Source organism: Bradyrhizobium sp. IAR9, from assembly GCF_013408065.1.
Taxonomy (GTDB): Bacteria; Pseudomonadota; Alphaproteobacteria; order Rhizobiales; family Xanthobacteraceae; genus Bradyrhizobium.
In genome coordinates, this window is the sequence record NZ_JACBZW010000001.1 from 166,618 (window position 1) to 187,048 (window position 20,431).

30 protein-coding genes and 1 tRNA gene are annotated in these 20,431 nt (G+C 63.7%); 18 read left to right on the forward strand and 13 right to left on the reverse strand.

The window, feature by feature from the left end; translation table 11 throughout:
* Positions 1-70: 70 nt before the first annotated feature.
* Positions 71-733 carry a cold-shock protein gene (locus GGD67_RS00725; protein WP_026202878.1) on the reverse strand — a complete coding sequence of 221 codons (663 nt, stop codon included), beginning with the start codon at positions 731-733 and terminating at the stop codon, positions 71-73.
* Between the two features lie 197 nt (positions 734-930).
* The gene (locus GGD67_RS00730) at positions 931-1,692 is read right to left on the reverse strand and encodes an NAD-dependent protein deacetylase (RefSeq protein WP_179730535.1); all 762 of its coding nucleotides are present in this window, start codon (positions 1,690-1,692) and stop codon (positions 931-933) included.
* A gap of 238 nt (positions 1,693-1,930) precedes the next feature.
* On the opposite strand from GGD67_RS00730, the gene GGD67_RS00735 reads away from it, so the two are divergent.
* Positions 1,931-2,095 carry a hypothetical protein gene (locus GGD67_RS00735; protein WP_162832225.1) on the forward strand — a complete coding sequence of 55 codons (165 nt, stop codon included), beginning with the start codon at positions 1,931-1,933 and terminating at the stop codon, positions 2,093-2,095.
* A 68-nt stretch (positions 2,096-2,163) separates the two neighbouring features.
* Here GGD67_RS00735 and GGD67_RS00740 read toward each other — a convergent pair whose 3' ends face one another.
* Positions 2,164-2,454 carry a hypothetical protein gene (locus GGD67_RS00740; RefSeq protein ID WP_018323115.1) on the reverse strand — a complete coding sequence of 97 codons (291 nt, stop codon included), beginning with the start codon at positions 2,452-2,454 and terminating at the stop codon, positions 2,164-2,166.
* Positions 2,455-2,735: 281 nt separating this feature from the next.
* Between GGD67_RS00740 and GGD67_RS00745 the strand changes: the two genes are divergently transcribed.
* On the forward strand, positions 2,736-2,966 hold the full coding sequence (locus GGD67_RS00745) for a hypothetical protein (protein WP_179730536.1): 231 nt from the start codon (positions 2,736-2,738) through the stop codon (positions 2,964-2,966).
* A gap of 85 nt (positions 2,967-3,051) precedes the next feature.
* A complete protein-coding gene (locus tag GGD67_RS39675) occupies positions 3,052-3,177 on the forward strand; it encodes a hypothetical protein (protein ID WP_283813642.1) in 126 nt (41 codons plus the stop codon).
* Between the two features lie 8 nt (positions 3,178-3,185).
* Here GGD67_RS39675 and GGD67_RS00750 read toward each other — a convergent pair whose 3' ends face one another.
* Both GGD67_RS00750 and GGD67_RS00755 read right to left on the reverse strand, forming a co-directional pair.
* A complete protein-coding gene (locus tag GGD67_RS00750) occupies positions 3,186-3,383 on the reverse strand; it encodes a hypothetical protein (protein ID WP_179730537.1) in 198 nt (65 codons plus the stop codon).
* Positions 3,384-4,411: 1,028 nt separating this feature from the next.
* Complete coding sequence (locus GGD67_RS00755; protein WP_162832227.1) at positions 4,412-4,549, reverse strand: hypothetical protein; 138 nt, start codon at positions 4,547-4,549, stop codon at positions 4,412-4,414.
* A gap of 431 nt (positions 4,550-4,980) precedes the next feature.
* On the opposite strand from GGD67_RS00755, the gene GGD67_RS00760 reads away from it, so the two are divergent.
* The gene (locus tag GGD67_RS00760) at positions 4,981-5,181 is read left to right on the forward strand and encodes a hypothetical protein (RefSeq protein WP_018323109.1); all 201 of its coding nucleotides are present in this window, start codon (positions 4,981-4,983) and stop codon (positions 5,179-5,181) included.
* A 41-nt stretch (positions 5,182-5,222) separates the two neighbouring features.
* Here GGD67_RS00760 and GGD67_RS00765 read toward each other — a convergent pair whose 3' ends face one another.
* Positions 5,223-5,519, reverse strand: a complete 297-nt coding sequence (locus tag GGD67_RS00765) for an HU family DNA-binding protein (RefSeq protein WP_018323108.1) — start codon at positions 5,517-5,519, stop codon at positions 5,223-5,225.
* A 350-nt stretch (positions 5,520-5,869) separates the two neighbouring features.
* On the opposite strand from GGD67_RS00765, the gene GGD67_RS00770 reads away from it, so the two are divergent.
* The 3 genes from GGD67_RS00770 (at position 5,870) to GGD67_RS00780 (ending at position 7,228) form a co-directional block, all read left to right on the forward strand.
* The gene (locus GGD67_RS00770) at positions 5,870-6,361 is read left to right on the forward strand and encodes a hypothetical protein (RefSeq protein ID WP_179730538.1); all 492 of its coding nucleotides are present in this window, start codon (positions 5,870-5,872) and stop codon (positions 6,359-6,361) included.
* Between the two features lie 113 nt (positions 6,362-6,474).
* Positions 6,475-6,777 carry a hypothetical protein gene (locus GGD67_RS00775; protein ID WP_018323106.1) on the forward strand — a complete coding sequence of 101 codons (303 nt, stop codon included), beginning with the start codon at positions 6,475-6,477 and terminating at the stop codon, positions 6,775-6,777.
* Between the two features lie 184 nt (positions 6,778-6,961).
* Positions 6,962-7,228: a hypothetical protein gene (locus GGD67_RS00780; protein WP_026202876.1), complete on the forward strand. Its 267-nt coding sequence runs from the start codon at positions 6,962-6,964 to the stop codon at positions 7,226-7,228.
* Between the two features lie 170 nt (positions 7,229-7,398).
* Here GGD67_RS00780 and GGD67_RS00785 read toward each other — a convergent pair whose 3' ends face one another.
* Positions 7,399-7,551, reverse strand: a complete 153-nt coding sequence (locus tag GGD67_RS00785) for a hypothetical protein (RefSeq protein WP_179730539.1) — start codon at positions 7,549-7,551, stop codon at positions 7,399-7,401.
* A gap of 287 nt (positions 7,552-7,838) precedes the next feature.
* On the opposite strand from GGD67_RS00785, the gene GGD67_RS00790 reads away from it, so the two are divergent.
* Together GGD67_RS00790 and GGD67_RS00795 are read left to right on the forward strand one after the other, a co-directional pair.
* Positions 7,839-8,291, forward strand: a complete 453-nt coding sequence (locus GGD67_RS00790; RefSeq protein ID WP_018323103.1) for a VOC family protein — start codon at positions 7,839-7,841, stop codon at positions 8,289-8,291.
* 301 nt (positions 8,292-8,592) lie between these two features.
* Positions 8,593-9,231, forward strand: coding sequence for a glutathione S-transferase family protein (locus GGD67_RS00795; protein ID WP_018323101.1), 639 nt, complete (start codon positions 8,593-8,595; stop codon positions 9,229-9,231).
* Between the two features lie 228 nt (positions 9,232-9,459).
* On the opposite strand, the gene GGD67_RS00800 is transcribed toward GGD67_RS00795, so the two are convergent.
* From GGD67_RS00800 to GGD67_RS00810, 3 genes are read right to left on the reverse strand one after another with little or no spacing between them, the layout of a single operon-like run.
* A complete protein-coding gene (locus GGD67_RS00800; RefSeq protein ID WP_179730540.1) occupies positions 9,460-9,627 on the reverse strand; it encodes a hypothetical protein in 168 nt (55 codons plus the stop codon).
* Positions 9,628-9,633: 6 nt separating this feature from the next.
* Complete coding sequence (locus tag GGD67_RS00805; protein ID WP_018323100.1) at positions 9,634-9,879, reverse strand: hypothetical protein; 246 nt, start codon at positions 9,877-9,879, stop codon at positions 9,634-9,636.
* A 56-nt stretch (positions 9,880-9,935) separates the two neighbouring features.
* Positions 9,936-10,190, reverse strand: coding sequence for a PilZ domain-containing protein (locus GGD67_RS00810; RefSeq protein WP_018323099.1), 255 nt, complete (start codon positions 10,188-10,190; stop codon positions 9,936-9,938).
* Between the two features lie 227 nt (positions 10,191-10,417).
* Between GGD67_RS00810 and GGD67_RS00815 the strand changes: the two genes are divergently transcribed.
* The 8 genes from GGD67_RS00815 (at position 10,418) to GGD67_RS00850 (ending at position 17,165) form a co-directional block, all read left to right on the forward strand.
* A tRNA-Glu gene (locus GGD67_RS00815) sits at positions 10,418-10,492 on the forward strand.
* A 245-nt stretch (positions 10,493-10,737) separates the two neighbouring features.
* Positions 10,738-11,310, forward strand: a complete 573-nt coding sequence (locus GGD67_RS00820) for a hypothetical protein (RefSeq protein WP_246784239.1) — start codon at positions 10,738-10,740, stop codon at positions 11,308-11,310.
* 215 nt (positions 11,311-11,525) lie between these two features.
* Entirely contained in the window at positions 11,526-12,152 is a 627-nt protein-coding gene (locus GGD67_RS00825; RefSeq protein WP_026202874.1) for a pilus assembly protein PilZ, read from the forward strand.
* A 122-nt stretch (positions 12,153-12,274) separates the two neighbouring features.
* A complete protein-coding gene (locus GGD67_RS00830; protein ID WP_092258438.1) occupies positions 12,275-13,264 on the forward strand; it encodes an acyl-CoA desaturase in 990 nt (329 codons plus the stop codon).
* 137 nt (positions 13,265-13,401) lie between these two features.
* Positions 13,402-13,659, forward strand: a complete 258-nt coding sequence (locus GGD67_RS00835; protein ID WP_018323096.1) for a hypothetical protein — start codon at positions 13,402-13,404, stop codon at positions 13,657-13,659.
* Positions 13,660-14,157: 498 nt separating this feature from the next.
* The gene (locus GGD67_RS00840; protein ID WP_179730542.1) at positions 14,158-15,198 is read left to right on the forward strand and encodes a PrsW family glutamic-type intramembrane protease; all 1,041 of its coding nucleotides are present in this window, start codon (positions 14,158-14,160) and stop codon (positions 15,196-15,198) included.
* 69 nt (positions 15,199-15,267) lie between these two features.
* Complete coding sequence (locus GGD67_RS00845; RefSeq protein WP_092258444.1) at positions 15,268-15,846, forward strand: HdeD family acid-resistance protein; 579 nt, start codon at positions 15,268-15,270, stop codon at positions 15,844-15,846.
* Between the two features lie 233 nt (positions 15,847-16,079).
* Positions 16,080-17,165: a 3-deoxy-7-phosphoheptulonate synthase gene (locus tag GGD67_RS00850; RefSeq protein ID WP_179730543.1), complete on the forward strand. Its 1,086-nt coding sequence runs from the start codon at positions 16,080-16,082 to the stop codon at positions 17,163-17,165.
* 59 nt (positions 17,166-17,224) lie between these two features.
* On the opposite strand, the gene GGD67_RS00855 is transcribed toward GGD67_RS00850, so the two are convergent.
* Genes GGD67_RS00855 through epmA form a run of 3 tightly spaced genes read right to left on the reverse strand, consistent with a single transcriptional unit; the run spans position 17,225 to position 19,681 of the window.
* A complete protein-coding gene (locus GGD67_RS00855; RefSeq protein WP_179730544.1) occupies positions 17,225-17,482 on the reverse strand; it encodes a hypothetical protein in 258 nt (85 codons plus the stop codon).
* Positions 17,483-17,525: 43 nt separating this feature from the next.
* A complete protein-coding gene (locus GGD67_RS00860; protein ID WP_179730545.1) occupies positions 17,526-18,620 on the reverse strand; it encodes a lysine-2,3-aminomutase-like protein in 1,095 nt (364 codons plus the stop codon).
* The gene (gene epmA / locus GGD67_RS00865) at positions 18,617-19,681 is read right to left on the reverse strand and encodes an EF-P lysine aminoacylase EpmA (protein ID WP_179730546.1); all 1,065 of its coding nucleotides are present in this window, start codon (positions 19,679-19,681) and stop codon (positions 18,617-18,619) included. Before epmA ends, GGD67_RS00860 begins: the two co-directional genes overlap by 4 nt.
* Positions 19,682-19,843: 162 nt before the next feature.
* On the opposite strand from epmA, the gene efp reads away from it, so the two are divergent.
* Positions 19,844-20,410, forward strand: coding sequence for an elongation factor P (efp, locus tag GGD67_RS00870; RefSeq protein ID WP_018323088.1), 567 nt, complete (start codon positions 19,844-19,846; stop codon positions 20,408-20,410).
* The last annotated feature ends 21 nt before the right edge of the window (positions 20,411-20,431 follow it).

Genomic DNA, 20,431 nt, shown 5'->3' on the forward strand with positions numbered 1-20,431 from the left:
CGGGAAATGAAGCTTGGGGGATTTGAAAGACTGCGGGGACTTGGACGCTAGAGCGCGAGTCTCCCCGCGCTTAGTGCGACTGCAATCCCGGCGATCCGGTCTCGGGATGGATCTCGGCCGCCATCATGCCCTTCGAGCCGGGCCCGAAGCGGACCAGGACATACTGGCCGGGCCTGAGCTCGGTCATGCCGAAGCGTCGCAAGGTCTCCATGTGCACGAAGATGTCGGGCGTGCCCTCGCCGCAGGTCAGGAAGCCGAAGCCGCGCAGCCGATTGAACCATTTGACCTGGGCCCGTTCCAGCCCGCTGGTCGCAGTGACGGTGACATGGGTACGCGGCGGCAGCATCTGCGCCGGATGGATCGCGGTCGACTCGTCCATCGAGACCACCCGGAACGCCTGGTAACCCTTGGCGCGCTGGATGCACTCGACGACGATGCGGGCGCCCTCATACGCGGTCTGGAAGCCATCGCGCCTAAGCACGGTGACGTGCAGCAGCACGTCCGGCCAACCATTGTCAGGAACGATGAAGCCATAGCCCTTGGAGGCGTCGAACCATTTGATGACGCCGTGGACTTCGACGAGATTGGCGCTGGTCTCGCCGAGCCCGCTGAACGGACTGAGCCCGCTCTCGCGACCGGCACTGCCGTGCTCGCCCGGCGTAATCCGCCCGGGCGATGCCCCCTGCCCGGGAACCCCGAGCTTCTTGGACTCAAATCCGTCCGACGACCCCATAACCCCGGACCCCACACTGTCATGCGACCCGCCTCAGCAGCGGCATCGAATCACGCGTCTTTCGAGAACCTTCTCAACTGGACGCGACGCGAATCTTTCGACTCAAAAGATAACACTCCCGGTTGCGAGGCATAGACAAAAAAGAGATTCGCCGGAACCTATGAACAGCTTGCACAGCCGCGAATCAAATTGATGCCTCAATTGGCGACAAAGGGCCCGAGCGCTTCGCCGATGTCATGATGGATGACGAGATCGGCAATGTCGTCCTGTTCGGTCGCCTCGCGATTGATGATCACCAGGCGTGCACCGGCGTTCTTTGCCATCATCGGAAAGCCCGCCGCGGGCCAGACCACGAGTGAGGAACCGATCGCGATGAAGAGGTCGCAGGCCTGCGACAATGCGGTCGCGCGCTGCATTTCATCATCGGGCATCATCTGGCCGAATGAGATCGTGGCGGTTTTCACCGGCTCGTCGCACGCGGTGCAATTAGGCGCGAGGCCGTCGTCGTCGAAGCGACGCCTCACCCAATCGAGCGGATAGGCCTGCCCGCATCCAATGCAGCGCGCATAAGTGGTATTGCCGTGAAGTTCAACTACGTCCTCGCCGGCGAAGCCGGAGGCCTGGTGCAGATTGTCGATGTTCTGGGTGATGACGGCGGGAACCTTGCCGGCACGGTAGAGCGAGGCGAGCGCCCGATGGCCGCGGCCGGGTTTCGCCGCCGCGAAGACCTCCTCCATCGCAAAACGGCGGCGCCAGGATTCGTCCCGCGCTGACTGGCTCGCGACGAATTCGTCGAACGGGATCGGACGGTTGCGTGTCCAAATTCCGCCCGGCGAGCGGAAGTCGGGAATGCCGCATTCGGTCGAGATGCCGGCGCCGGTGAACGGCACGATGACCCTCGCCTCGGCGATCATGTCGCCGAGCCGCTCAACGCCGCTCTGAAGATTCGATGCAATCAATCGCGGCCTCCCGATTCGTCTTTGCCTGACAGCATCATGCGCAAGCGGCAAGATTGTTGACGCTCTTATCAAGCGCCAACGCGAAGCGCTCGGCAATTTCTTCCGACCTTCGCATATCACAATCCTGCAATGCCTCCTCCCCATTGACGCCCCATTCAGGAGCCCCAATGGATGTGTCAATGCGACTCAAGATGATGCGGCGGCAGTGCTTGAGTTAAGTAAACCCGAGGGGATGGTCATGACCGAAGACGAAGAACGCAAAGCTCGTGAGCGCGATGAAATCGCAGCCCGTGTCGCCGCCTTCCGTGCCACGCAGGAAAAATTCAAGCGGGAGCGCGAAGAGTATTTCGTGTCGACCCTGGAGAACGCCCGCAAGGTCGAACGGCCCTCGCTCTGGCCGTAATACACGTCCCGATCAATGCGCATGAAAAAAGCCCGGAGCATCGCTCCGGGCTTTTCGCTTGAGAGTGGCTACCAATGGCGCCAATGGTGATGGTGCCGGTAGTACGGTCCACCGCCATAATAGGCGTAGGAGCCCGGCCCGTAATAATAGTCGGGGCCGCCATAATAGCCGTAGCGCGGGCCGTAATAGCCGTACGGATGGGACGCCGCGACCGCACCCGCGGTGATCGCGCCGGCGGCGAGGCCGAATGCGAGGCCCGGGCCGATGCCGCGCCCGCGCGCCTCGGCAGGCGCAGGGGCCGCAACCGCGGTCACGCCAACGGCTGCGACGGTGGCCAGAACTGCCAGTGTTTTCTTCATGCTCTCCTCCTTCGCGTCTCGCCGAGATAACCACGAGCGCCAGCGATGGTTGCGCGCAGGGCGCGGAACCGGGCGGGTCAAAAAAAGCCGATGCGGGCGGAACGAAATCGCCGGCCAGCGATTGCCTCCTTAAGTGCGGGAGCCTCCGCCATCCGGGTTGAGGCAACAGCACGAAGCCCCGTCAGCATCTCCGCGATGCTGGCGGGGTTTTCAGTTTCACGGGAGCAGATGGCAGCAGACGAGGATTGCTGCCAGCGGGGCGAACGACCGAGGAGGAGAGTTTGCCGCTATCCGCTTTGCTGGCCCGTATCCGGAAGCTGGTTCCCAGATCCGAAGATCAGCACTACGACGAGATCGTTCGCAGCTTCGGTGTCGGCACCCTGCATCCGCCGCCGACGCCGATGAGCGACGGCGAGCTGGCGCGGGCGATCGCCGAGTTCCTGAAAGAGCAGCCGTCGAGCGAATCCGTCGCGACCCTCGGCCGGCGGCTCGACCCCTCCTCTCCGCTTTGAAGTTCTTTCGAGTTCCTTCCGGGAGCACGGAACCAGAATTGCGCGCGGACGTTGAATCCCTCTTCAGAGAGCGGAAGAGGCCGACATGCCCGCGTGGCTCGAAGTTTTGCTCAATTTGTCCGGCTATGCCGGTTTCGTGGCGCTCGCCTCGCGCGGCACCGCGAGCCCGCAGGTGCCGGCCGACGATCGCATCCACAGCGACGATCGCTAGCGCCGCCTCTAATTGGCGTGCGCCGCCTGGCCCGCCGTGCGCACCAGCCGGTCGGCCTTGACCGCGACGCGCGTGTCCTCGGCCTGCGGCTGCAGCGAGAAACTGATCACCACGAAAGCGAGACAGAACAGCGTGCCGACGATGGCAACGCGCCGGTAGGTCTGTCGGTCGCCTTGGTAAAAGGACGGCTCAGAAAAAGGTGTCATGATAAAAATGCTTCTTGGCAAAGGTCGTTTCTTGCTTGTCGTTGCCAGACACCTATCGCAACGAGGGCCAAGCGCAATGCGATTGGGCTTTTAACCTAACCGAATAGGGTTATCGGCTTCCGCGCAAATGATCGTTAGGGTTTGCGGAGCGCCTGGGATTTCCAGCTAGCCGCTTGCCATATCGCAGGAAGCCGAAGCGACCGTAGCCTGGCGACCGGCTTTGTTCCAGCTTCGACACCATTTCGTTCTCGAAGAACGAATCGGATCGAAGAAATCGGCGCGGAGCAACTCTTAACAAAACGTGCGCGCAGGCACGACGATCGGCTCAAGTCGCATCAGGAGACGAGGCCTCGGGAGATTTCGATCCCGGCGGCGGCACTTGCGGCACTGACGGTTTGCCTTTGCGCAAGCGCGGGTGCCGATCGTACCAGAACACTTTCGCGATCTCGGCGAGAAACCAGCACGCATTCATCTCGCTCTCCCTCGCCTCACTCCTTACGGAGAAGGCGCGGACGCGACTGTGCGAAGCATCACGCTGTCTCGTTTTGATGCGTGTGGCCGCATCGCGTGCGGCAGGCGCGACATGTTCTGCATCCGACTCCATTTCGTTCTCAAAGAACGAATCGGAATCGGAAAAATCAGTGCGAAGCGATTCCTAACGATCGATGAAAACGCGCGACGCAACCTCTTCAGCGACGTAGCTCGGCACAATCTTCCGCGGCAAGAATTTCGAGACGACCGCAAACACGATGACGATCTCGCGGCAAGGTTCGCATCGAAAGCTGTTGGCGGAAGTCGCCATCATCGGCTTGGCGCATCGCGGGCAAGTCATGCAGGCCGAACGCTGACGGCACATGTTCGTTCCTGAATCATCAGCGGCGAATGCTCGCAGCAGCGACCACACCCCGCCAAGACGGACTTCAAGTTGGTCGCCTCGTCGCCCCTACGAGCCGCCCGACCAAGCGCGAGCCGTCAGACCAGACGGCGCTTGCCGGATCCCTGGCGTTGTCGGCGTCCGCCGGAGCAGATCAAGCCGCCCGCTTCACTTTTTCCTTTTCCGAGAAGCATTCCAGGATTTGGATCCGGAGCTCTTCCGCGGCCGGGCCCTCGAGCTTCCTGAGCTCGTTCCAGAGCCTGATCACTTCGCGCTGTTTTTCGACGGTCATGAGTCACCTCCCAAGCGGACCTTAAGGCGGCTCACTAGAACAAAATGAGAACAAAAAGTCCAGTCCCTCGCGCGCGATTTCCCGGCATGTCGCGTTGAACCTTTTCAACGCCGCGTGGACCCATGGAAGCTGGGGATTTCAGCGCCCAGTCATATGGCAGCGCTGCGGTGAACGAACATATTCCGTCATCGCGGCGCTGTTGCTTTTTGGACTTTCAACTTTAAGTTAGAAATACGGCTGGCGGCCAGGCGCTGAAATCCCAACGCCGTCAGCCAGAAGAGCCCCGTGCGAAAGCGCGGGGTTTTTCTTTGAAGGCCACGGCTGCCTGCCAGGTGCAGCGGGTCGTAGCCACGGGAACGAATCTTCCAGCGTTCGCATTGACCGGCCGAATGAGGCGGTGTCCCGCGTTACCGCGTCCGACTCCGGAGCCGGTGCTCTTCATCATCGAGGCGCCGATGATCTGCGAGTTCTGTGAGACCGAGATCCCGATCGGCCTTTCGGTCTGCCCGGCTTGCGGGAAACCGCAGAGCGCGCCGGGACAAACCGACCGGCGCGCTCTGTGGTTCGTCCTGATTGTCGTGGTGATGTTCGGCATCGCCGTCGCCGAGCACCACCTTGTCTTCAGCCATTGATCGTTGCGGCATCGCTCCGCCGCAACGACATCGCCGGCACCTTAGACGGCGTCCTTGGCAACCTTCAGCGGCGAGGCCTTGACCGACTTGCTCGCCGGCTTGGCCGCGAACTGCATCGGCTCCTTGGTGAAGGGATTGACGCCCATGCGGGCTTCGGTCGCCGGCTTGTTCACGACCGACATCTTCACGAAACCGGGAATGACGAACTCGCCGGACTCGTTGAGCTCCTTGTAACCGACTGTCGCCATGTACTCGATCACCGACTTCACGTCGTTCTTCGAAAGCTGCGTGCCCTCGGCAATTGCATCAATCAATTGAGTCTTCGTCATCTTCGCCATGTCTGAATTCCTTTTGTGCGCGCGAGCAACTCTGCTGGGGACGCGGCCTGAAGCGCGGGGGCGCGCTGCTGATTTCATGCCAGAGGTCATGAAGTGACGGGGCTTAGAACCCATCGAGGCCGAAAACGCAAGCAGGGCTTCTGCGGGGTTCCCTACTTCCTGTGAAGATGCCGCAGGACCTTCCGATTTCCGTTTGAACCATTTTGCAGCCGGCGCGTCATATCATTGAAGTCCCTAAGCTTCACCCCACCAGAGAGCCCCGCTTCCCCCAGGCGGGGTTTTCGCTTTTGGGGGCATGGTAGAACGGCCCGGCTGCCTATAATGGTCTGAAGGTTGCTCGTGGGGTGCTCATGAAGGTCGCTATCGTCATCGCAGGTTTGATCGTTGTCGCCGTCGCAGCCCTCGTCGCGATCCAGCCGAGCTTCCTGAAGCCTGCGTCCCTCGCCCTCGTGAAGAAGTCCGACATCTTCGGCTTCTCGCCCGGGATGACATTCGACGAGACCAGCAAGCTCGTCAGTCAACGCCGCTATCTCTGCCGCCGGAGCCGCGACTCCTACACCTTCGAATGCGACATCAACGGCGCCAAGGTCACGGTCGACAGCGAGGAGGTCGACGCCAGGCACCCGATCTGGCGCGTCAAGGCGGAGTTGAACAATCCGGGGGCGCAGGACGCTGCCGTCAAATCGATCTCCGATCAGTTCAACGCGCAACCCATCAAGGAGCGAGAGGGATGGACATGGATCGTCGGCCGCGGGCTCAAGCTGAGTTATGACGGCCTCGCCTTGAACCTCGTGGACGAGGCCGCGGAGGCCCGGCTTCGCAAGGAGGAAGCAAAGCGCTAGAGCGTGAAGTCACCTCGTCGTGAAACTTGTGGCTCGGCACGCCTTGTTGACACTTCAGTAACCCAACGCCGCCAAGCTCCATTCAGTCTCGTTGCGTTTGGAGTATCCCCACAGTGCTGGATTTTGACGAGCTGCGTGAACTCGCGGCTGATGTTCGTGTTTTTGTCGACGTCGCCGAGGACAAGGCCGAGGCACTCAGGGCCGTCATCGCGGCCTATGACGTGGTGCTGGCGATCTTCCCCACTGACGAGGGCATGGGCCTTCACGTCATCAAGGGCAGCCAGATCCTGGACAAGATTGCAAAATCGCGCAGCCATGCGATCTACAGCCACACGGCGATCGCGGTCCCCGACCTGCAACACGCACAAGCGCTCAAGCTGCTGACGGCCCCGGTCGAACAACGGATTGCGGCCTAGTTGCAGCCGGAGACGACGTCGGCGTCGCCCCAGGCAGCTCGCCCCCGCGCAAGAACGCACGCCTGCTGACATAAATCGCGGGCGGCGACTTCCGGCGTCGGAGAATTCTTTCCTCCTGAACGTCAAGCCGAGGAACATGGCTTCCGCGTTCCCGTTGGCCCATGCAACCAACGAGGAGCTTGCGATGAAGAAGTTCATGATCGCGACCGCCGCACTCGGTCTCATGTGCGGCTCCGCCTTTGCCCAGACAGGCCCCGCCCCGCAGTCCGACAACATGCAGAAGCCCGGCATGAAAAACCCGAACAAAGGCTCGATGACCAAGGGCACGACCGGGATGAGCAAGGACGGCATGAGCAAGGGCGGAATGGTGAAGCCCGACGCCTCCGGCCAGGGCGGCTCGGGCCCGGGTAGCGACCAGGGCGGCACGAAGACCCGCAGCAACATGAAGTAAGCCGGCGTTCTGCACGGCCGACTGCGTCGCTCCCCACGGAACGGCGCGGCCATCTCGTACCGATTGCTTCAGCGGCCGTTGCGGTCGAGTCCTGTCGAGGCAGGGCAATCGCATCCGAAGATCAACGTGGCGAGAAGCTCGCCTGCGGTGATCTCTCACGATTGCCCTAGTCAGTGCCCGAGCAACAAGACCGCAGTGCCGATCACGATACAGCCAAAGCCGAAGATCGCCGTCACGATCTCGACGACGTTTTCCAGACCGAAGAATCTGACGACGGCGCTCCATGCGGCAGACAGGAGGATATCCACGATCGCGCTGAGCACGGCTTGGAGCATATGGATGGGTCGCGCCGGCGGAGTTGGGGTTCAACCGCAACCGTCGCAGAGCAGTCCAGAAGTACCTTGGCCGCGACAGGGCTGCTCAGGTCATTCGCCATCGCCAGCCCGCCTACTCCGCGGCTCCAGTCCATGCTCGGCCGGCTCGCTTCACCAACCCTTTCCCTTCACGCACATTCGCCCGCCCCTGCCCCTCCTCCCATTTTCCTGCTATCTCCTACCTCCGCCGCCCCCGGCCCAAAGCAAAACCCTCCAAACGTTAGGGAGCAACAACCATGCGATACCTCCACACCATGCTGCGCGTGCGCAATCTCGATGTCGCGCTGAAATTCTATGTTGATGCTTTCGGGTTGAAGGAGGTGCGGCGGATCGAGAACGACAAGGGGCGGTTCACGCTGGTATTCCTGTGCTCGGCGGACGATCTCGAGGCGCTGAAGAAGCAGCCGCAGACGCGTGGCGCGCCCCTGGTCGAGCTCACCTGGAATTGGGACGAGGAGAAGTATGGCGAGGATCGCTTCTTCGGCCATCTCGCCTATGAGGTCGACGACATCTACGCCACCTGCGCGCAGCTGATGAAGGCCGGCGTCACCATCAACCGTCCGCCGCGCGACGGCAACATGGCCTTCGTCCGCTCGCCCGATCTGCACTCGATCGAGCTGCTGCAGAAGGGCGAGCCGAAGCCGCCGCAGGAGCCCTGGGCATCGATGCCCAATACCGGCCATTGGTAAGGCCCCGGCAGGAACAAGCTTTCGCGCCCGACGTTCTCTCTTCAACGAAGCCGATTGGAGGAGGATGTGATGGCGAGAGGGCTGTTGCTGTGGATGCTTGGCGTGCCGATCCCGGTGATCATTCTGTTGTGGCTGTTCTTCGGCCGCTGACGACGGGTTCAAGTTTGCGAGTTGTTTTGCAACGAAAGCTTCGCCTCGGGCGGAGCTTTTTGCATGAGAGGCGCGCCGCAATCGTGCATCGCTCCGAACGGCGAATTCCGCTATCACCCGCGGCAAGCGACAACGCCGCGGGAGACGCTTCATGCCTGACACCAAGCTGACGATCTGGGGCCGCGCCAATTCGGTCAACGTGCAGAAGGTGCTGTGGTGCCTCACTGAGCTCGCTTTGCCCTATGAGCGTATCGACGCCGGCATGAGTTACGGCCGGACCCGCGAGGCCGACTATCTCGCGATGAACCCCAATGCGCGGATCCCCACACTGGTCGAGGGCGACTTCGTGCTGTGGGAGTCCAACTCGATCATGCGCTATCTCTGCCTCGCGCATGGAAGCGGCACGCCGATCTACCCGGAGGCGCCGAAGAGCCGCGCATCGGTCGACCGCTGGCTCGACTGGACGCTGTCGACGGTGCAGCCGGTCGACCGTCCGGTGTTCTGGGGCATCGTGCGCACGGCGCCCGCCGAGCGCGACATGATCCAGGTGCAACGCGATGCCGATGCCGCCGCCGAGGTCTGGGCGATCGCCGACCGCCTGCTCTCCTCGCGCCGCTTCATCGAGGGCGATGCGTTCACGCTCGCGGACATCGCGCTCGGCTCCTATGCGCGGCGCTGGCTCGGCGTCGAGGGCATCACCCGGCCGGCGCAGCCGCATCTGACGCGCTGGCTCGCCGAGCTCGGCAAACGGCCCGGTTTTGCACAGCATGTCGCACCGCCGATGTCGTGAGCCGGCAGCGCGGCGCAAGCTGCGGCGAGAGCGCGATGAATCCGCGTTTTGGCGCAATCCAGCGGCGTCAACTCAGCACTTGACGCTACTGTGCATGGGGTTGTTTTAGCGTTTTTTAGTTTTGGCTTTAAAGCGCGATGCGATCAGGATGAAGCGTCATCGCGCTTTAGGTTGTTGTTTAAGCATGATCTTTTCGGAAAACCGCTGCGCACTTTTCCGGATCATGCTTTACCGCCAGCCGCGCTCAACCATCAGCACGCAGACGATCAGCACCAAGGTCACCGCCGCGGTCGCCAGCCGCGCCGTCCAGCTCAGGCCGCGGCCGACCCACCACAGCAGCGCGCAGTACATCAGCACGGGAACGATGAGGTCGAGGCGCAGCAGGTCCACCGGCATGGGCCTCTAGCGCCTCACGGTAGTGTCGATGCTGATCGAGCCGCCGATCTTCACGCAGGTCCCGGTGCCCTCGACCATGACGAAGCGCGGGCCGTAAGTGGCGCAGGAGCCCGCCCGTGCCTTCCCGGCCGCGCCTTTCAGCGGCAGGGCCTTGCCGGCTTGCGGCCGCTCCGCAGGCGGCAGACGCAAGGCCTCCGCCGCGGCGGCGGATGTGGCCAGCAACGAGATCAGGATGAGAAGCGGCGTGCGCATGGCGGCGTTCTAGCCCGGAGCGGTGCCGGGCGCCATCGGGGCGGCCGCGGCCGCGATCAGATGAACTTGATGCCGGCTGATTTGCCGCGGCGCCAGACCACCTGGCAGCTCCGCCCGGTGCGGGCGTCGCGTGCGAAGGCGAGCCGGATCACGCCCGGGAGCTGGCTCGCGTCCTCGTCCAGCGTGATCTTGGCGCCGGAATCCGAGATGTCCTGGACCAGGCAATGCCGCGCGGCGAAGCCACCGTCGAGCGTGATCCAAGCATGCTGCGACAGCAGCTTGCGGGCTGCGCGCTTTTTCGGCGGTGGCATTGGCGAAAGATCTCCCGTTCCAGCGCTACTCAGGGAACCCTAAGAAACCGTTGAAATCGCCTCCGGATCACCCCGGGGGCCGGCGCTGTCCACCGGGGCCAAAAGACCGGTCCCGGACGGCTTGCCGGAAGCCGGAAAGGCCACTATACGTTCGCCCGCTGCAAGCCGCCGGGCCCGACTCGGCCGGCCAGCGGCCGTGCCGGGAACAACGGCAGGGCCCTGCGTTTGCTCCCTTCGTCTATCGGTTAGGACGCCACCCTTTCACGGTGGAGAGAGCGGTTCGATTCCGCTAGGGAGCGCCAGTGCACGCGACGGCGATAGATGGCGCCGCAATGGGCCGCCAATGACAGCCCGGCTGCAATTTCCCCCGCTCCCGCATGAACCTCCCCGCTGCTCGCCACCGACCAACGTCAGTTGGAACCGGTCCAGGCCCATGGCGCAGTGTAACCCCGAGATAGAGCGTTCGTCCGCCGCGTCCGCAGTGACGCCGCGCCTTCCGCCGTGGCTAAGCCATCCTCGCCAGCATCCATCGGACCGGCGCGCCAAAATGCTGGAGCACATGGCGCGCGACGGATCGCTGCCGCAGCGTCACGCAGATTCTGCGCCGGCGGCGCTCGTGCCGTCAGGCAGCAGCGCCAAGAACGTGATCGGCGACACTCTCGGCGACGTCATCGGCCACATAATCCTGTTCGGTATCCTCGCCCTGCTCTTCCAGTCGCGCATTCCGCTCTATCTCGGCGCGTTCGTCGTCCTGACCGACGGCGAGCGCATCGAAAGCGCGCTGGCAGCGATAGGTATCCGCCTTGAGCCCGAAACGATCGGCCCCGACATCGTCAAGCGCTCGGCATTCTGGTTCGGCTGGTTCGCGTTGCTCGCCGCCTTGAAAGGCTCCGTCCCCGCCTGGCTCGCGCCATGGATGCCGCCGGCCGAGACTTGGTCTTTCATCGCCGGCATCGCCCTCCTGCTCGCCGTCGTCGAAGCCTTCACGGCGCTGGCCATGCGGCGCGCGTTGCCGCCGCTGGGATTGGAGATCAGCCCGAACGGACTGGTCTGGACGACGATCCAGTTCGCGATGGCCATGGGCTCGCTGGCTTTGCTGGTGATGTTCGGATCTCTCTAGCCGCCGCGGCGCGTCGTTGCTTGACTGCGCCATCAATGACGATGTTGTGAGACGGCCTGCAGCATAACGGGTCCTTATGCCGCGCTTTCAGCCGGGCGAGCGAGGCGCACATTTACCGGAAATTTACCCCTGCTCCTGCGCGCTAGTATCATTTGCTTAGAATTTGACCGCTACCGTGGAATTACGGAAGCAATCCCGAACATCATTGGCACCTCATGTCCGTCGCAGAGTTCCTCAGGCAGCGTGCAGTGGACGTCACGGTCAGCGGCAGCTACTCGCTGCCCCGCTGGTATGATTGCGAGGGCAAGCTGCGCAGCTTCGCCTGCCGCACCAAGCGCGTCTCGCCCTTCCGCATGATCGTGGACGTGCCCGTCGTCGGCAAGGTCGGCGAGCGCCTCACCTCCTACTTCCAGGATTTCGGCGAATTCCAGTGCACGATCAGCGCGACGCTGAAATCGGGCTTCCTGATGGAGCTCGACATGACGCGGGCGCGGCGCGCCTGGATGTCGGAAAAGCTGACCTGGCTCGAGAAGAAGCAGAAGGATGCCAGCGTCCAGGAGCTGCGGAACGACGCGCGTTTCGTACCGCAGGTCTCGCACACGTTCCTGACGCTCGCCAACGGCAGCAGCCATCCCTGCTTCATCATCGACGTCTCCACGGCTGGCGTCGCGATCTCCTGCGAATACGATCCGCCGGTCGGAACCCCGCTAGCGGTCGGCGCCTGCGTCGGGCGCGTGATCCGCAAGTTCGAGCACGGTTTTGCGGTCAAATTCGCCGAAAAACAGTCACGCGATGACCTCGTCCGCCTGATCGTCCGCACGCCCTTGCTGCAGTCGGCCTGAAGCCGGCCCGATCAATCTTAACTCTTTTTTAACTAAATACTGGAGATGGCGACCCCTGCGCGGTAGGGTGTGACCCGGTACGTCCGCAATCACTGCGGGCCTTGAATATTGGAAGCCCCGGAATGTCCATCGCCGACGCCGAGTTCGCCCCGGCAGAGATCGCGCTGAAGCCGCAGCTTCCACCCGGCGTCGTCACCGAAGGGCCGCTGGTCCAGGCCAAGCTGCGCGAGAGTTATCTCCTGCTCGGCATCCTCTATGTCGGCGCGGTCGCCGGCATCATCTGGGCCGTGACGCAAGGCGTCGGCAAGGTCGAGCTGTTCACGTTCGCCTGGATGTTCGCGCTGACGACGTTCGGCATCGGTGCCGGCATGCACCGCCTGTTCGTCCATCGCAGCTTCCGTACCGGCCCGATCATGCGTGTCTTCTTCTGCGCCATCGCCCAGATGGCTGTGCAGGGCTCGATCGCCAAATGGGTCGCCAACCACCGCCGCCACCATCTCTACGCCGACGACGTCGGCGATCCCCACAGCCCGCAATTCGACGGCTTCGGCAATCGCTATGTCAGCGCGTTCAAGGGCTTCCTGCACGCCCAGGGCAGCTGGGTGTTCGACCAGGCCACCACCGACAACGAATACTATGCCAAGGACATCCTCGCCGATCCGATCGCGATGTTCTTCGTGCGCACGCGCTGGGTCTGGTACGGGATGTCGGCAGTCTTCATCCCCGGCGTGATCGGCTACACATTCGGCGGCGTGCACGCCATGATCGGCTGCGTGCTATTCTCCGGCCTGCTCCGCGCCTATCTGCTGATCCTCACCAGCCAGCTCACCGGGTCGGTCTGCCACGCCTACGGCTATCGCCGCTTCGACGTCGAAGACGCCTCGACCAACGAGTTCGTGACCACGATCCTCACCTTCGGCGAGGGTCTGCACAACAACCATCACCGCTTCCCGCGGGACGCCTACATCTCGCACGCCTGGTGGGAGATCGATCTCAACGGCCTGATCATCCTGGGCCTGGAAAAGATCGGTCTCGTCCACGACGTCTTCCACGCCTCGCACCGTCAATTGGAGCGGGCGGCCGAAGCAGAGGCGGCCTCGACGGCGCGCTGAATCGGCAGGCAGCGGCCTCCGACAGGCCGTCTTGCCTCCGCATCGCCGCCCTATCGCGGCCCCATTGCGGGATCAGCTTTTGAAGGTCCGTGCCTCCAGGCCGGGCGTCATTTGCAGACTTGCGATCGGGGGACCGAATGGCAGTCGACAAAGTTACAGTGGACAAGATCACCTGGGACAGGGTCGGCCGGGTCACCGAGCCCGGACGCTACATGTACACGTTCGGCTGGCTCACCATCACCGCCGGCGATCTGGAGATCTGGAAGATCTACCCACAGGCCGCGTTCACGCTGCTGGCGCAACCGGGCGAGGCTGACACATCCGTCGGCGAGGAATTCCATCTCGGCGCCTTCGACGTGGCTCCCGGGGCGCCGCTGCCGTTCACCACGCACTGAGGGCGGAAAGCGCCGGCTGTTGCGGAACGCATGGCATGGGCGTTGCTTTATCATCGCCATGCTACATGTCCCCGCGGTCGACCAGGCTTTCCTGTTGTTGCTCATCGTCGTCTGTCTCGGCGCGTGCCTCGTCCGCGCCTTCTGGGAGCTCGAGCAGTCGCGGGCGCGCCGGATCGCCTCGCCGCCCCGCGAGGGCCCAACGAAGCGCAGCTAGCTGGCCTGCCCCGGCGCACGGCTACGCCGTGAATCGAAGAAACTCACGCATTTCCTTGATACGGCTTGCCAATCGCGCCTCAGGCTCGGTGACGCGAGCGTTATCATGGATGACGAACAGGTGCTGTCATGCAATTGATTACGCTTGCATTCTACGGCGGGGCGGGCGACGGCACATGAACGAAGGCTGTCGCGCTCGTTAAGCGAGCCGACAGCAAGCGCATGACACATGGTCGCATCGGTGAATGTAGATAAGCGGATCAAGGGAACCTATTTTCGGCGCCGATGTACCTGATTGAAGCATTGCCCACCGTCATCGGAACGGCCGCCATCGCCCCGGCGCTGCTGATGCTGTGGCTTGTCATCGCCGCCGAGGAACGTCCGGGACCGCCGGCCCAGGTCTGGACCGCGTTCCTGTTAGGAGCGGCCAGCATCTCGCTGCTGGGCCTCGCCCGCGCCCCCTTCGCCAAGATGGTCGCCGCGCCCGACGACCCCTGGGCGGCGCTGGCCATGCATTCGATCTTCGGCGTCGCGCTGCCCGAGGAAGCCGTCAAGGTGATCGCCATCGTGGCGATCTCCTCGACCAAGCGGCGGACCTTTGCCAATCCGATGGACACCGTGGTCTATGGCGCCGCGGTCGGCCTCGGTTTCGCCGCTTACGAGAACCTCGCCTATCTGGTCCAGCACGCCGAGATGTGGCGCTCGCTGGCCGCCTTGCGCAGCGTGCTGACCGTGCCGTTCCACGGCGCGCTCGGCATCATCGCGGGCGCCTACCTGACGATCGCACGCGCCGGCACGGCGCTGGGCGCGAACCGCCACCATCGCGACTGGGCCCGCCTCTCCAGCCGCCTCCTGATGCTGGCCGGCCCGCTCGCGCTGCATTCGGCCTTCGACTTTCCGCTGCTGACCCTGCAAAGAATGCCTGATCTCGATCCGACGCTGCGGATGTGGCTGGGCGCCTCCAGCCTCTTGATCGGCTTCAGCTCGATCGCCTTCGCGATCCGCCTGGTCCGGCGCGTCGCCCGCCACCACGCACCTCGGACCGATGTCGCGCGGGAGCGGCTCAGCCAGCTTCGGCGGATGTGGGCGCTGCTGCTCGCCGGCGGCGGCGTCGGCTTTCTCGGGCTCGCCTTCGTGCTGACCTCGATCCATCACTGGCTCATCAACCCCGAGCGCAATCTGACGCTGGCCCTGATCCCGATCGGTTTCGTCTCCATCCTGCTCGGCCTGGCGCTTCTGATTGTCACAACGGCGATCTATGTTCTCGGCCGCAACCGCATCCGCACCAGCGCGGAAGGTTTTTCCTCGGCGCCCGGCGGCGGGTGAGCCGCGGGATGGCGAGCGCGCCGCGTGCATACTAGATTGAGCGCTGACCTTTCGATCTGGAGCCTGCCGATGACGTCGCCCGAGGATTTTTCACGGCTGCAATCCATCATGAGCCAGACGGTCAAGGCGCACTGGAAGGCCTTTCTGTTCGAGGGCATCCTGCTCGCCATTCTCGGCGTCGCGGCGCTGATCCTGCCGCCGCTGGCAAGTCTTGCGATCACGATCTTCCTCGGCTGGATGTTCTTGATCAGCGGCATTGGCGGGCTGATCGTGACCTATTGGGCGCGCAGCACGCCGGGCTTCTGGTGGTCGCTGATCTCGGCTGCGCTTGCCGTGCTCGCCGGCATGCTGCTGCTGGCCCGGCCGATGCAGGCCGTGCTGACGCTGACCATCGTGGTCGGCGCCTACTTCCTGGCCGAGGGCGTCGCCACCATCATGTACGCACTGGAGCACCGCCGCGAGCTCAGCGGCCGCTGGTCGTGGCTGCTGATCTCGGGCCTTGTCGACATCGCGATCTCCTTCATGGTGATCACGGGACTGCCGAGCTCGGCTGAATGGGCCATCGGCGTCCTCGTCGGTATCAACCTCCTGTTCGGCGGCGCCAGCCTGATCGGCCTGGCGCTGGCGGCGCGCAACAGCAACACCTGACCTGCCTCGTCGCCTGCCGCGCCGATTGGGGGGTGACAATCAGCTGATAGCGCGCTATATGCCCCTCCATGATCACCGTCGCCACCAGCTATTTTTGGTACTTTAGCTACGACAGCTCGCTGGCGGCAGGAGGATCGCGCTCAATCTGAATATTGAAGCAAACGTCCGAACAAGCCGCCAGACCTGGCGGCTTTTTTATTGGCCGGCAGGTTCGAAACAAACAGGAGCCCGCCGTGCTGAGCACGACCGACGATCTTCGTATCCGCGAATTGAAAGAGCTGAGCACGCCGGAAGAGGTGATGCGGGAAGTCCCGCGCACGCTCACCGCGACGCGCGTGGTGTTGGCGGCGCGCAACGCCATCCACGCCATTCTCGCCGGCCAGGACGACCGCCTGCTGGTCGTGGTCGGCCCCTGCTCGGTGCATGACCCCAAGGCCGCGCTCGAATATGCCGAGCGCCTCGCGAGCTTGCGCGAAGAGCTCGCCGACCAGCTCGAGATCGTGATGCGGGTCTATTTCGAGAAGCCGCGCACCACGGTCGGCTGGAAGGGCCTGATCAACGATCCCGATCTGGATGGCAGCTTCGACATCAACAAGGGCCTGCGGCTGGCGCGCAACGTGCTGTCGGCGGTGAACAATCTCGGCCTGCCCGCCGGCACGGAATTCCTCGACATGACGACGCCGCAATACATCGCCGACCTCGTGTCCTGGGCCGCGATCGGCGCGCGCACGACCGAGAGCCAGATCCATCGCGAGTTGGCCTCGGGCCTGTCCTGCCCGGTCGGCTTCAAGAACGGCACCGATGGCAATGTGCGGATCGCGGCGGACGCCGTGAAGTCGGCCTCGCATCCGCATCACTTCATGGCGGTGACGAAGCTCGGCCGCTCGGCGATCGCCTCGACCGCGGGCAACGAGGACTGCCACATCATCCTGCGTGGCGGCAGCAAGCCGAACTATGATGCGGCAAGCGTCGCGGCCGCCTGCAACGAGCTGACCAAATCCGGGGTCGCGCCGCTGGTGATGGTGGATGCCAGTCACGCCAATTCGAGCAAGAAGCCCGAGAACCAGCCGCTGGTGGCGGCCGACATCGCCGGCCAGATCTCAGGCGGCGAAGGCCGCATCATGGGCGTGATGATCGAGAGCAACCTCGTTGCCGGCCGCCAGGACGTCGTGCCGGGCAAGCCGCTCACCTACGGCCAGAGCATCACCGACGGCTGCATCGATTGGCCGACTACGGCGACCGCGCTCGAGCAGCTTGCCGACGCGGTGGAAATCCGCCGCAACGCCCGGCGCGCCGGACTGCAGGAGCGCTCGGCCTAGTTCAGAGCGAACGCGCGTTCGCTCTCCTCACCTCTCCCCGACGGGGAGAGGTGAAAGGATCAGCAGCCGCGGCAGATGCTCTTGATCTTCCGATCGAGCTCCGCATCTTCCTTGTTCGCGGGGGTGTTCGGATTGCTCAAATTCTTCTCGCTCGGCACGTCAGCCGCGCGCGGCTGGCGGTGACCGACCGGTGCCGGCAACACCCCAGAGGTTCCGCCGCTGCCGCTCGACGTCGATCCCTTGGAACCGCCGGTCTGTGCTTCCGCCGCGCCGGCAAGCAAGACCACGAGCAATGCTGCCACCATGATCTTCTTCATTCTTGCTTCTCCATTCTCGAACCGGCGCGCTCTCCATCACCGCTCAGGTCTCGGGCGGATAGAGATGAACGTCGCCGCAATAGTCCACGATACGATAGCGCGTTTCGGCTCCCGCATCACCCGCATGGGGTGCGGTATTATGCGGCGCCAGGACGTAGCTCGGCCCCACCGGGGATTTGCCGGCACCCCCGGGAATGTCGATGACATAGTCCGGCTGACATAGCCCTGACACCCGCCCGCGCAACTGCCGCATCAACTCCTGCCCCTCCGCCAGCGTCGTGCGCAGATGCGCCGTGCCCGGCGCGAGGTCGCCGTGATGCAGATAATAGGGCTTGATCCGGCATTCGACGAAAGCTCGCATCAAATCCGACAGAGCGGCAATGTTGTCATTGACCCCGCGCAACAGCACGGACTGGCTCACCAGGGGAATTCCGGAATCGACGAGCCGCGCGCACGCGGCGCGCACCGGTCCCGTCAGTTCGCGCGCATGATTGGCGTGCAGCGCCACCCAGGTGGCCGCGCCCTCGACCTTGAGTGCCGCAACCAACTCGTCGCTGATGCGCGCGGGATCGGCCACGGGCACGCGGGTGTGAAGGCGGATGATCTTGACGTGATCGATTGCCGCGAGTTCGGCCATGATCTCGCCCATCCGGCGCGGCGACAGCATCAGGGGATCGCCGCCGGTCAGGATCACTTCCCAGATCTCGTGATGAGAACGGATGTAATCGATCGCCGCGCGATAGGCGCCGTCCGACAGCGCGCTGTCCTTGCCGGGGCCCACCATCTCGCGGCGGAAGCAGAAGCGGCAATAGACCGCGCAGACGTGAACGAGCTTGAACAGCACGCGATCGGGATAGCGATGCACAATCCCTGCGACCGGCGAGTGCGGATGATCGCCGATCGGATCGGCGTCCTCGCCCGGCTGCATCTCAAGCTCCGCGGCGCTCGGAACGAATTGCCGTGCGATGGGATCGTCGGGGTCGGATGTATCGATCAGTTCGACCAGCGCCGGCGTGATCGCCACAGCATAGCGTGCGGCAACGCGTTCGAGCGCCGGCAGCGCTGTTGCAGGCGCCAGACCTTCGGCGACGAGCTCAGCCGGCTCGCGCAAAGTGCGTGCAAGGTTCGTTTTCGTCATGTCTCACTAGACGCTTCATTTGCAGGTGGCGTCCAAACTACCTGATCGATCCGCGATGCGCCGCTTGCCAGCATCACCAGCCGGTCGAGGCCGAGGGCGACGCCGCTGGCCTCCGGCATTGCCGCAACTGCGGCCAGAAAGTCCTCGTCGAGCGGATAGGCTTCGCCGTAGCGGCGCTGCTTCTCCGTCATCGATTCCGTGAAGCGCTTTCGCTGCTCCTCGGCATCGGTCAGTTCCCCAAAGCCGTTGGCGAGCTCGACGCCGCAGGCGTAGACCTCGAACCGCTCGGCAACCCTGGGATCGTCAGCCTTCACCCGTGCCAGCGCCGCCTCTGGAGATGGGTATTCGAACAAAATGGTCAAACGCCCCTGCCCCAGATGCGGCTCGATGTGCTCGACGAGCACCTTGCTGAAGATGTCGGACCAGGTGTCGTCCTCGGCCACACGGACCTTGCTATTCGCCGCCTCGGCCAGAGCGGCACGGTTACCCTCGCCGTCCCTGATTGTCGACAGCAGGTCGATGCCGGCGAACCGTTCGAAGGCGCCCGCCACGGTCAGCAGCTCGGGCTCGGCGAAGGGATCGGCGGTCCGCCCCCGGAACGAGAAGGTCCCGATGCCGGTCGCCTGCGCCGCACGGGCGATGACGACGACGCAATCGGCCATGATGGCGTCATAGGAGGCGCCTGCCCGATACCATTCCAGCATGGTGAATTCGGGTAGATGAAGGTCGCCGCGCTCACGGTCCCGGAACACCCGGGCGAGCTCGAAAATCCGCGTCTCGCCCGCCGCCAGCAGCTTCTTGCAGGCGAATTCGGGCGAAGTCCGCAGATACCGGAGGGCTCGGCTGCCGTCCGGCCGCATGATCTCGGTCCGGGGGGCGTGCAGATGGGTCTCATTGCCCGGGGAGACCTGGAGAACGGAGGTTTCGACCTCCACGAACCCCTGCTCGGCGAAAAAGCCCCGTAGAGACCCGGTAATGGCCCCCCTGGCCTGGAGGAACGGCCGACGGTCGAGATGGCGCCCGGGCGACCAGAACGGTGAGATGGGCTTGTCCCCAGCCATTACCTGACCGCCCCACGGCCGAGCAAAATGCTGGCATCTAACGGCAAAATCAGTATGTTGCGGCCCGAAACGGGCGCCGAGGTCCGATTTGAGACCCCAAGTCCCCCATCGAATTGATCACGTCCTGGCCGGTGCCGGGCCAAGCAAGCAGGAAATACAGCTTTGAGAGTCATCGCCAGTTCTATTCGCAAAGGCAACGTGATCGAGCAAGACGGCAAGCTCTATGTCGTCGTCAGCGCCGAAAACATCCACCCCGGCAAGGGCACCCCGGTCAGCCAGATCGAGATGCGCCGAATCTCGGACGGGGTAAAGATCTCCGAGCGCTACAAGACCACCGACCAGGTCGAAAAGGCCACCATCGAGGAGCGCAACTACACCTTCCTGTATGAAGATGGCGACGGCTTCCACTTCATGAACCCGGAGACCTACGACCAGGTCCAGGTCTCCAAGGACGTCGTCGGCGACGCGGCCTCGTATCTTCAACCGGACATGACCGTCAAGCTGTCGACCCACGACGTCAACGTGGTCTCGCTCGCGCTGCCCCAGCGCGTGACGCTGGAAGTGGTCGAGACCGAGCCGGTGACCAAGGGCCAGACGGCCTCGTCCTCCTACAAGCCGGCGGTGCTTTCCAACGGCGTGCGCACCACCGTGCCGCCGCACATCGCAGTCGGCACCCGCATCGTCGTCATGACGGAGGACGGCTCCTACTCAGAACGCGCCAAGGACTGACGGGGAACAGAGCGATCGCAG

Bases quoted from the DNA above. Each gene is read 5' to 3' on its own strand.
- GGD67_RS00725 (WP_026202878.1), bottom strand. From the start codon at position 733: ATGGGGTCGTCGGACGGATTTGAGTCCAAGAAGCTCGGGGTTCCCGGG.
- GGD67_RS00735 (WP_162832225.1), top strand. From the start codon at position 1,931: ATGACCGAAGACGAAGAACGCAAAGCTCGTGAGCGCGATGAAATCGCA.
- GGD67_RS00740 (WP_018323115.1), bottom strand. From the start codon at position 2,454: ATGAAGAAAACACTGGCAGTTCTGGCCACCGTCGCAGCCGTTGGCGTG.
- GGD67_RS39675 (WP_283813642.1), top strand. From the start codon at position 3,052: ATGCCCGCGTGGCTCGAAGTTTTGCTCAATTTGTCCGGCTATGCCGGT.
- GGD67_RS00750 (WP_179730537.1), bottom strand. From the start codon at position 3,383: ATGACACCTTTTTCTGAGCCGTCCTTTTACCAAGGCGACCGACAGACC.
- GGD67_RS00755 (WP_162832227.1), bottom strand. From the start codon at position 4,549: ATGACCGTCGAAAAACAGCGCGAAGTGATCAGGCTCTGGAACGAGCTC.
- GGD67_RS00765 (WP_018323108.1), bottom strand. From the start codon at position 5,519: ATGGCGAAGATGACGAAGACTCAATTGATTGATGCAATTGCCGAGGGC.
- GGD67_RS00770 (WP_179730538.1), top strand. From the start codon at position 5,870: ATGAAGGTCGCTATCGTCATCGCAGGTTTGATCGTTGTCGCCGTCGCA.
- GGD67_RS00780 (WP_026202876.1), top strand. From the start codon at position 6,962: ATGAAGAAGTTCATGATCGCGACCGCCGCACTCGGTCTCATGTGCGGC.
- GGD67_RS00790 (WP_018323103.1), top strand. From the start codon at position 7,839: ATGCGATACCTCCACACCATGCTGCGCGTGCGCAATCTCGATGTCGCG.
- GGD67_RS00795 (WP_018323101.1), top strand. From the start codon at position 8,593: ATGCCTGACACCAAGCTGACGATCTGGGGCCGCGCCAATTCGGTCAAC.
- GGD67_RS00800 (WP_179730540.1), bottom strand. From the start codon at position 9,627: ATGCCGGTGGACCTGCTGCGCCTCGACCTCATCGTTCCCGTGCTGATG.
- GGD67_RS00805 (WP_018323100.1), bottom strand. From the start codon at position 9,879: ATGCGCACGCCGCTTCTCATCCTGATCTCGTTGCTGGCCACATCCGCC.
- GGD67_RS00810 (WP_018323099.1), bottom strand. From the start codon at position 10,190: ATGCCACCGCCGAAAAAGCGCGCAGCCCGCAAGCTGCTGTCGCAGCAT.
- GGD67_RS00820 (WP_246784239.1), top strand. From the start codon at position 10,738: ATGCTGGAGCACATGGCGCGCGACGGATCGCTGCCGCAGCGTCACGCA.
- GGD67_RS00825 (WP_026202874.1), top strand. From the start codon at position 11,526: ATGTCCGTCGCAGAGTTCCTCAGGCAGCGTGCAGTGGACGTCACGGTC.
- GGD67_RS00830 (WP_092258438.1), top strand. From the start codon at position 12,275: ATGTCCATCGCCGACGCCGAGTTCGCCCCGGCAGAGATCGCGCTGAAG.
- GGD67_RS00835 (WP_018323096.1), top strand. From the start codon at position 13,402: ATGGCAGTCGACAAAGTTACAGTGGACAAGATCACCTGGGACAGGGTC.
- GGD67_RS00840 (WP_179730542.1), top strand. From the start codon at position 14,158: ATGTACCTGATTGAAGCATTGCCCACCGTCATCGGAACGGCCGCCATC.
- GGD67_RS00845 (WP_092258444.1), top strand. From the start codon at position 15,268: ATGACGTCGCCCGAGGATTTTTCACGGCTGCAATCCATCATGAGCCAG.
- GGD67_RS00855 (WP_179730544.1), bottom strand. From the start codon at position 17,482: ATGAAGAAGATCATGGTGGCAGCATTGCTCGTGGTCTTGCTTGCCGGC.
- GGD67_RS00860 (WP_179730545.1), bottom strand. From the start codon at position 18,620: ATGACGAAAACGAACCTTGCACGCACTTTGCGCGAGCCGGCTGAGCTC.
- epmA (WP_179730546.1), bottom strand. From the start codon at position 19,681: ATGGCTGGGGACAAGCCCATCTCACCGTTCTGGTCGCCCGGGCGCCAT.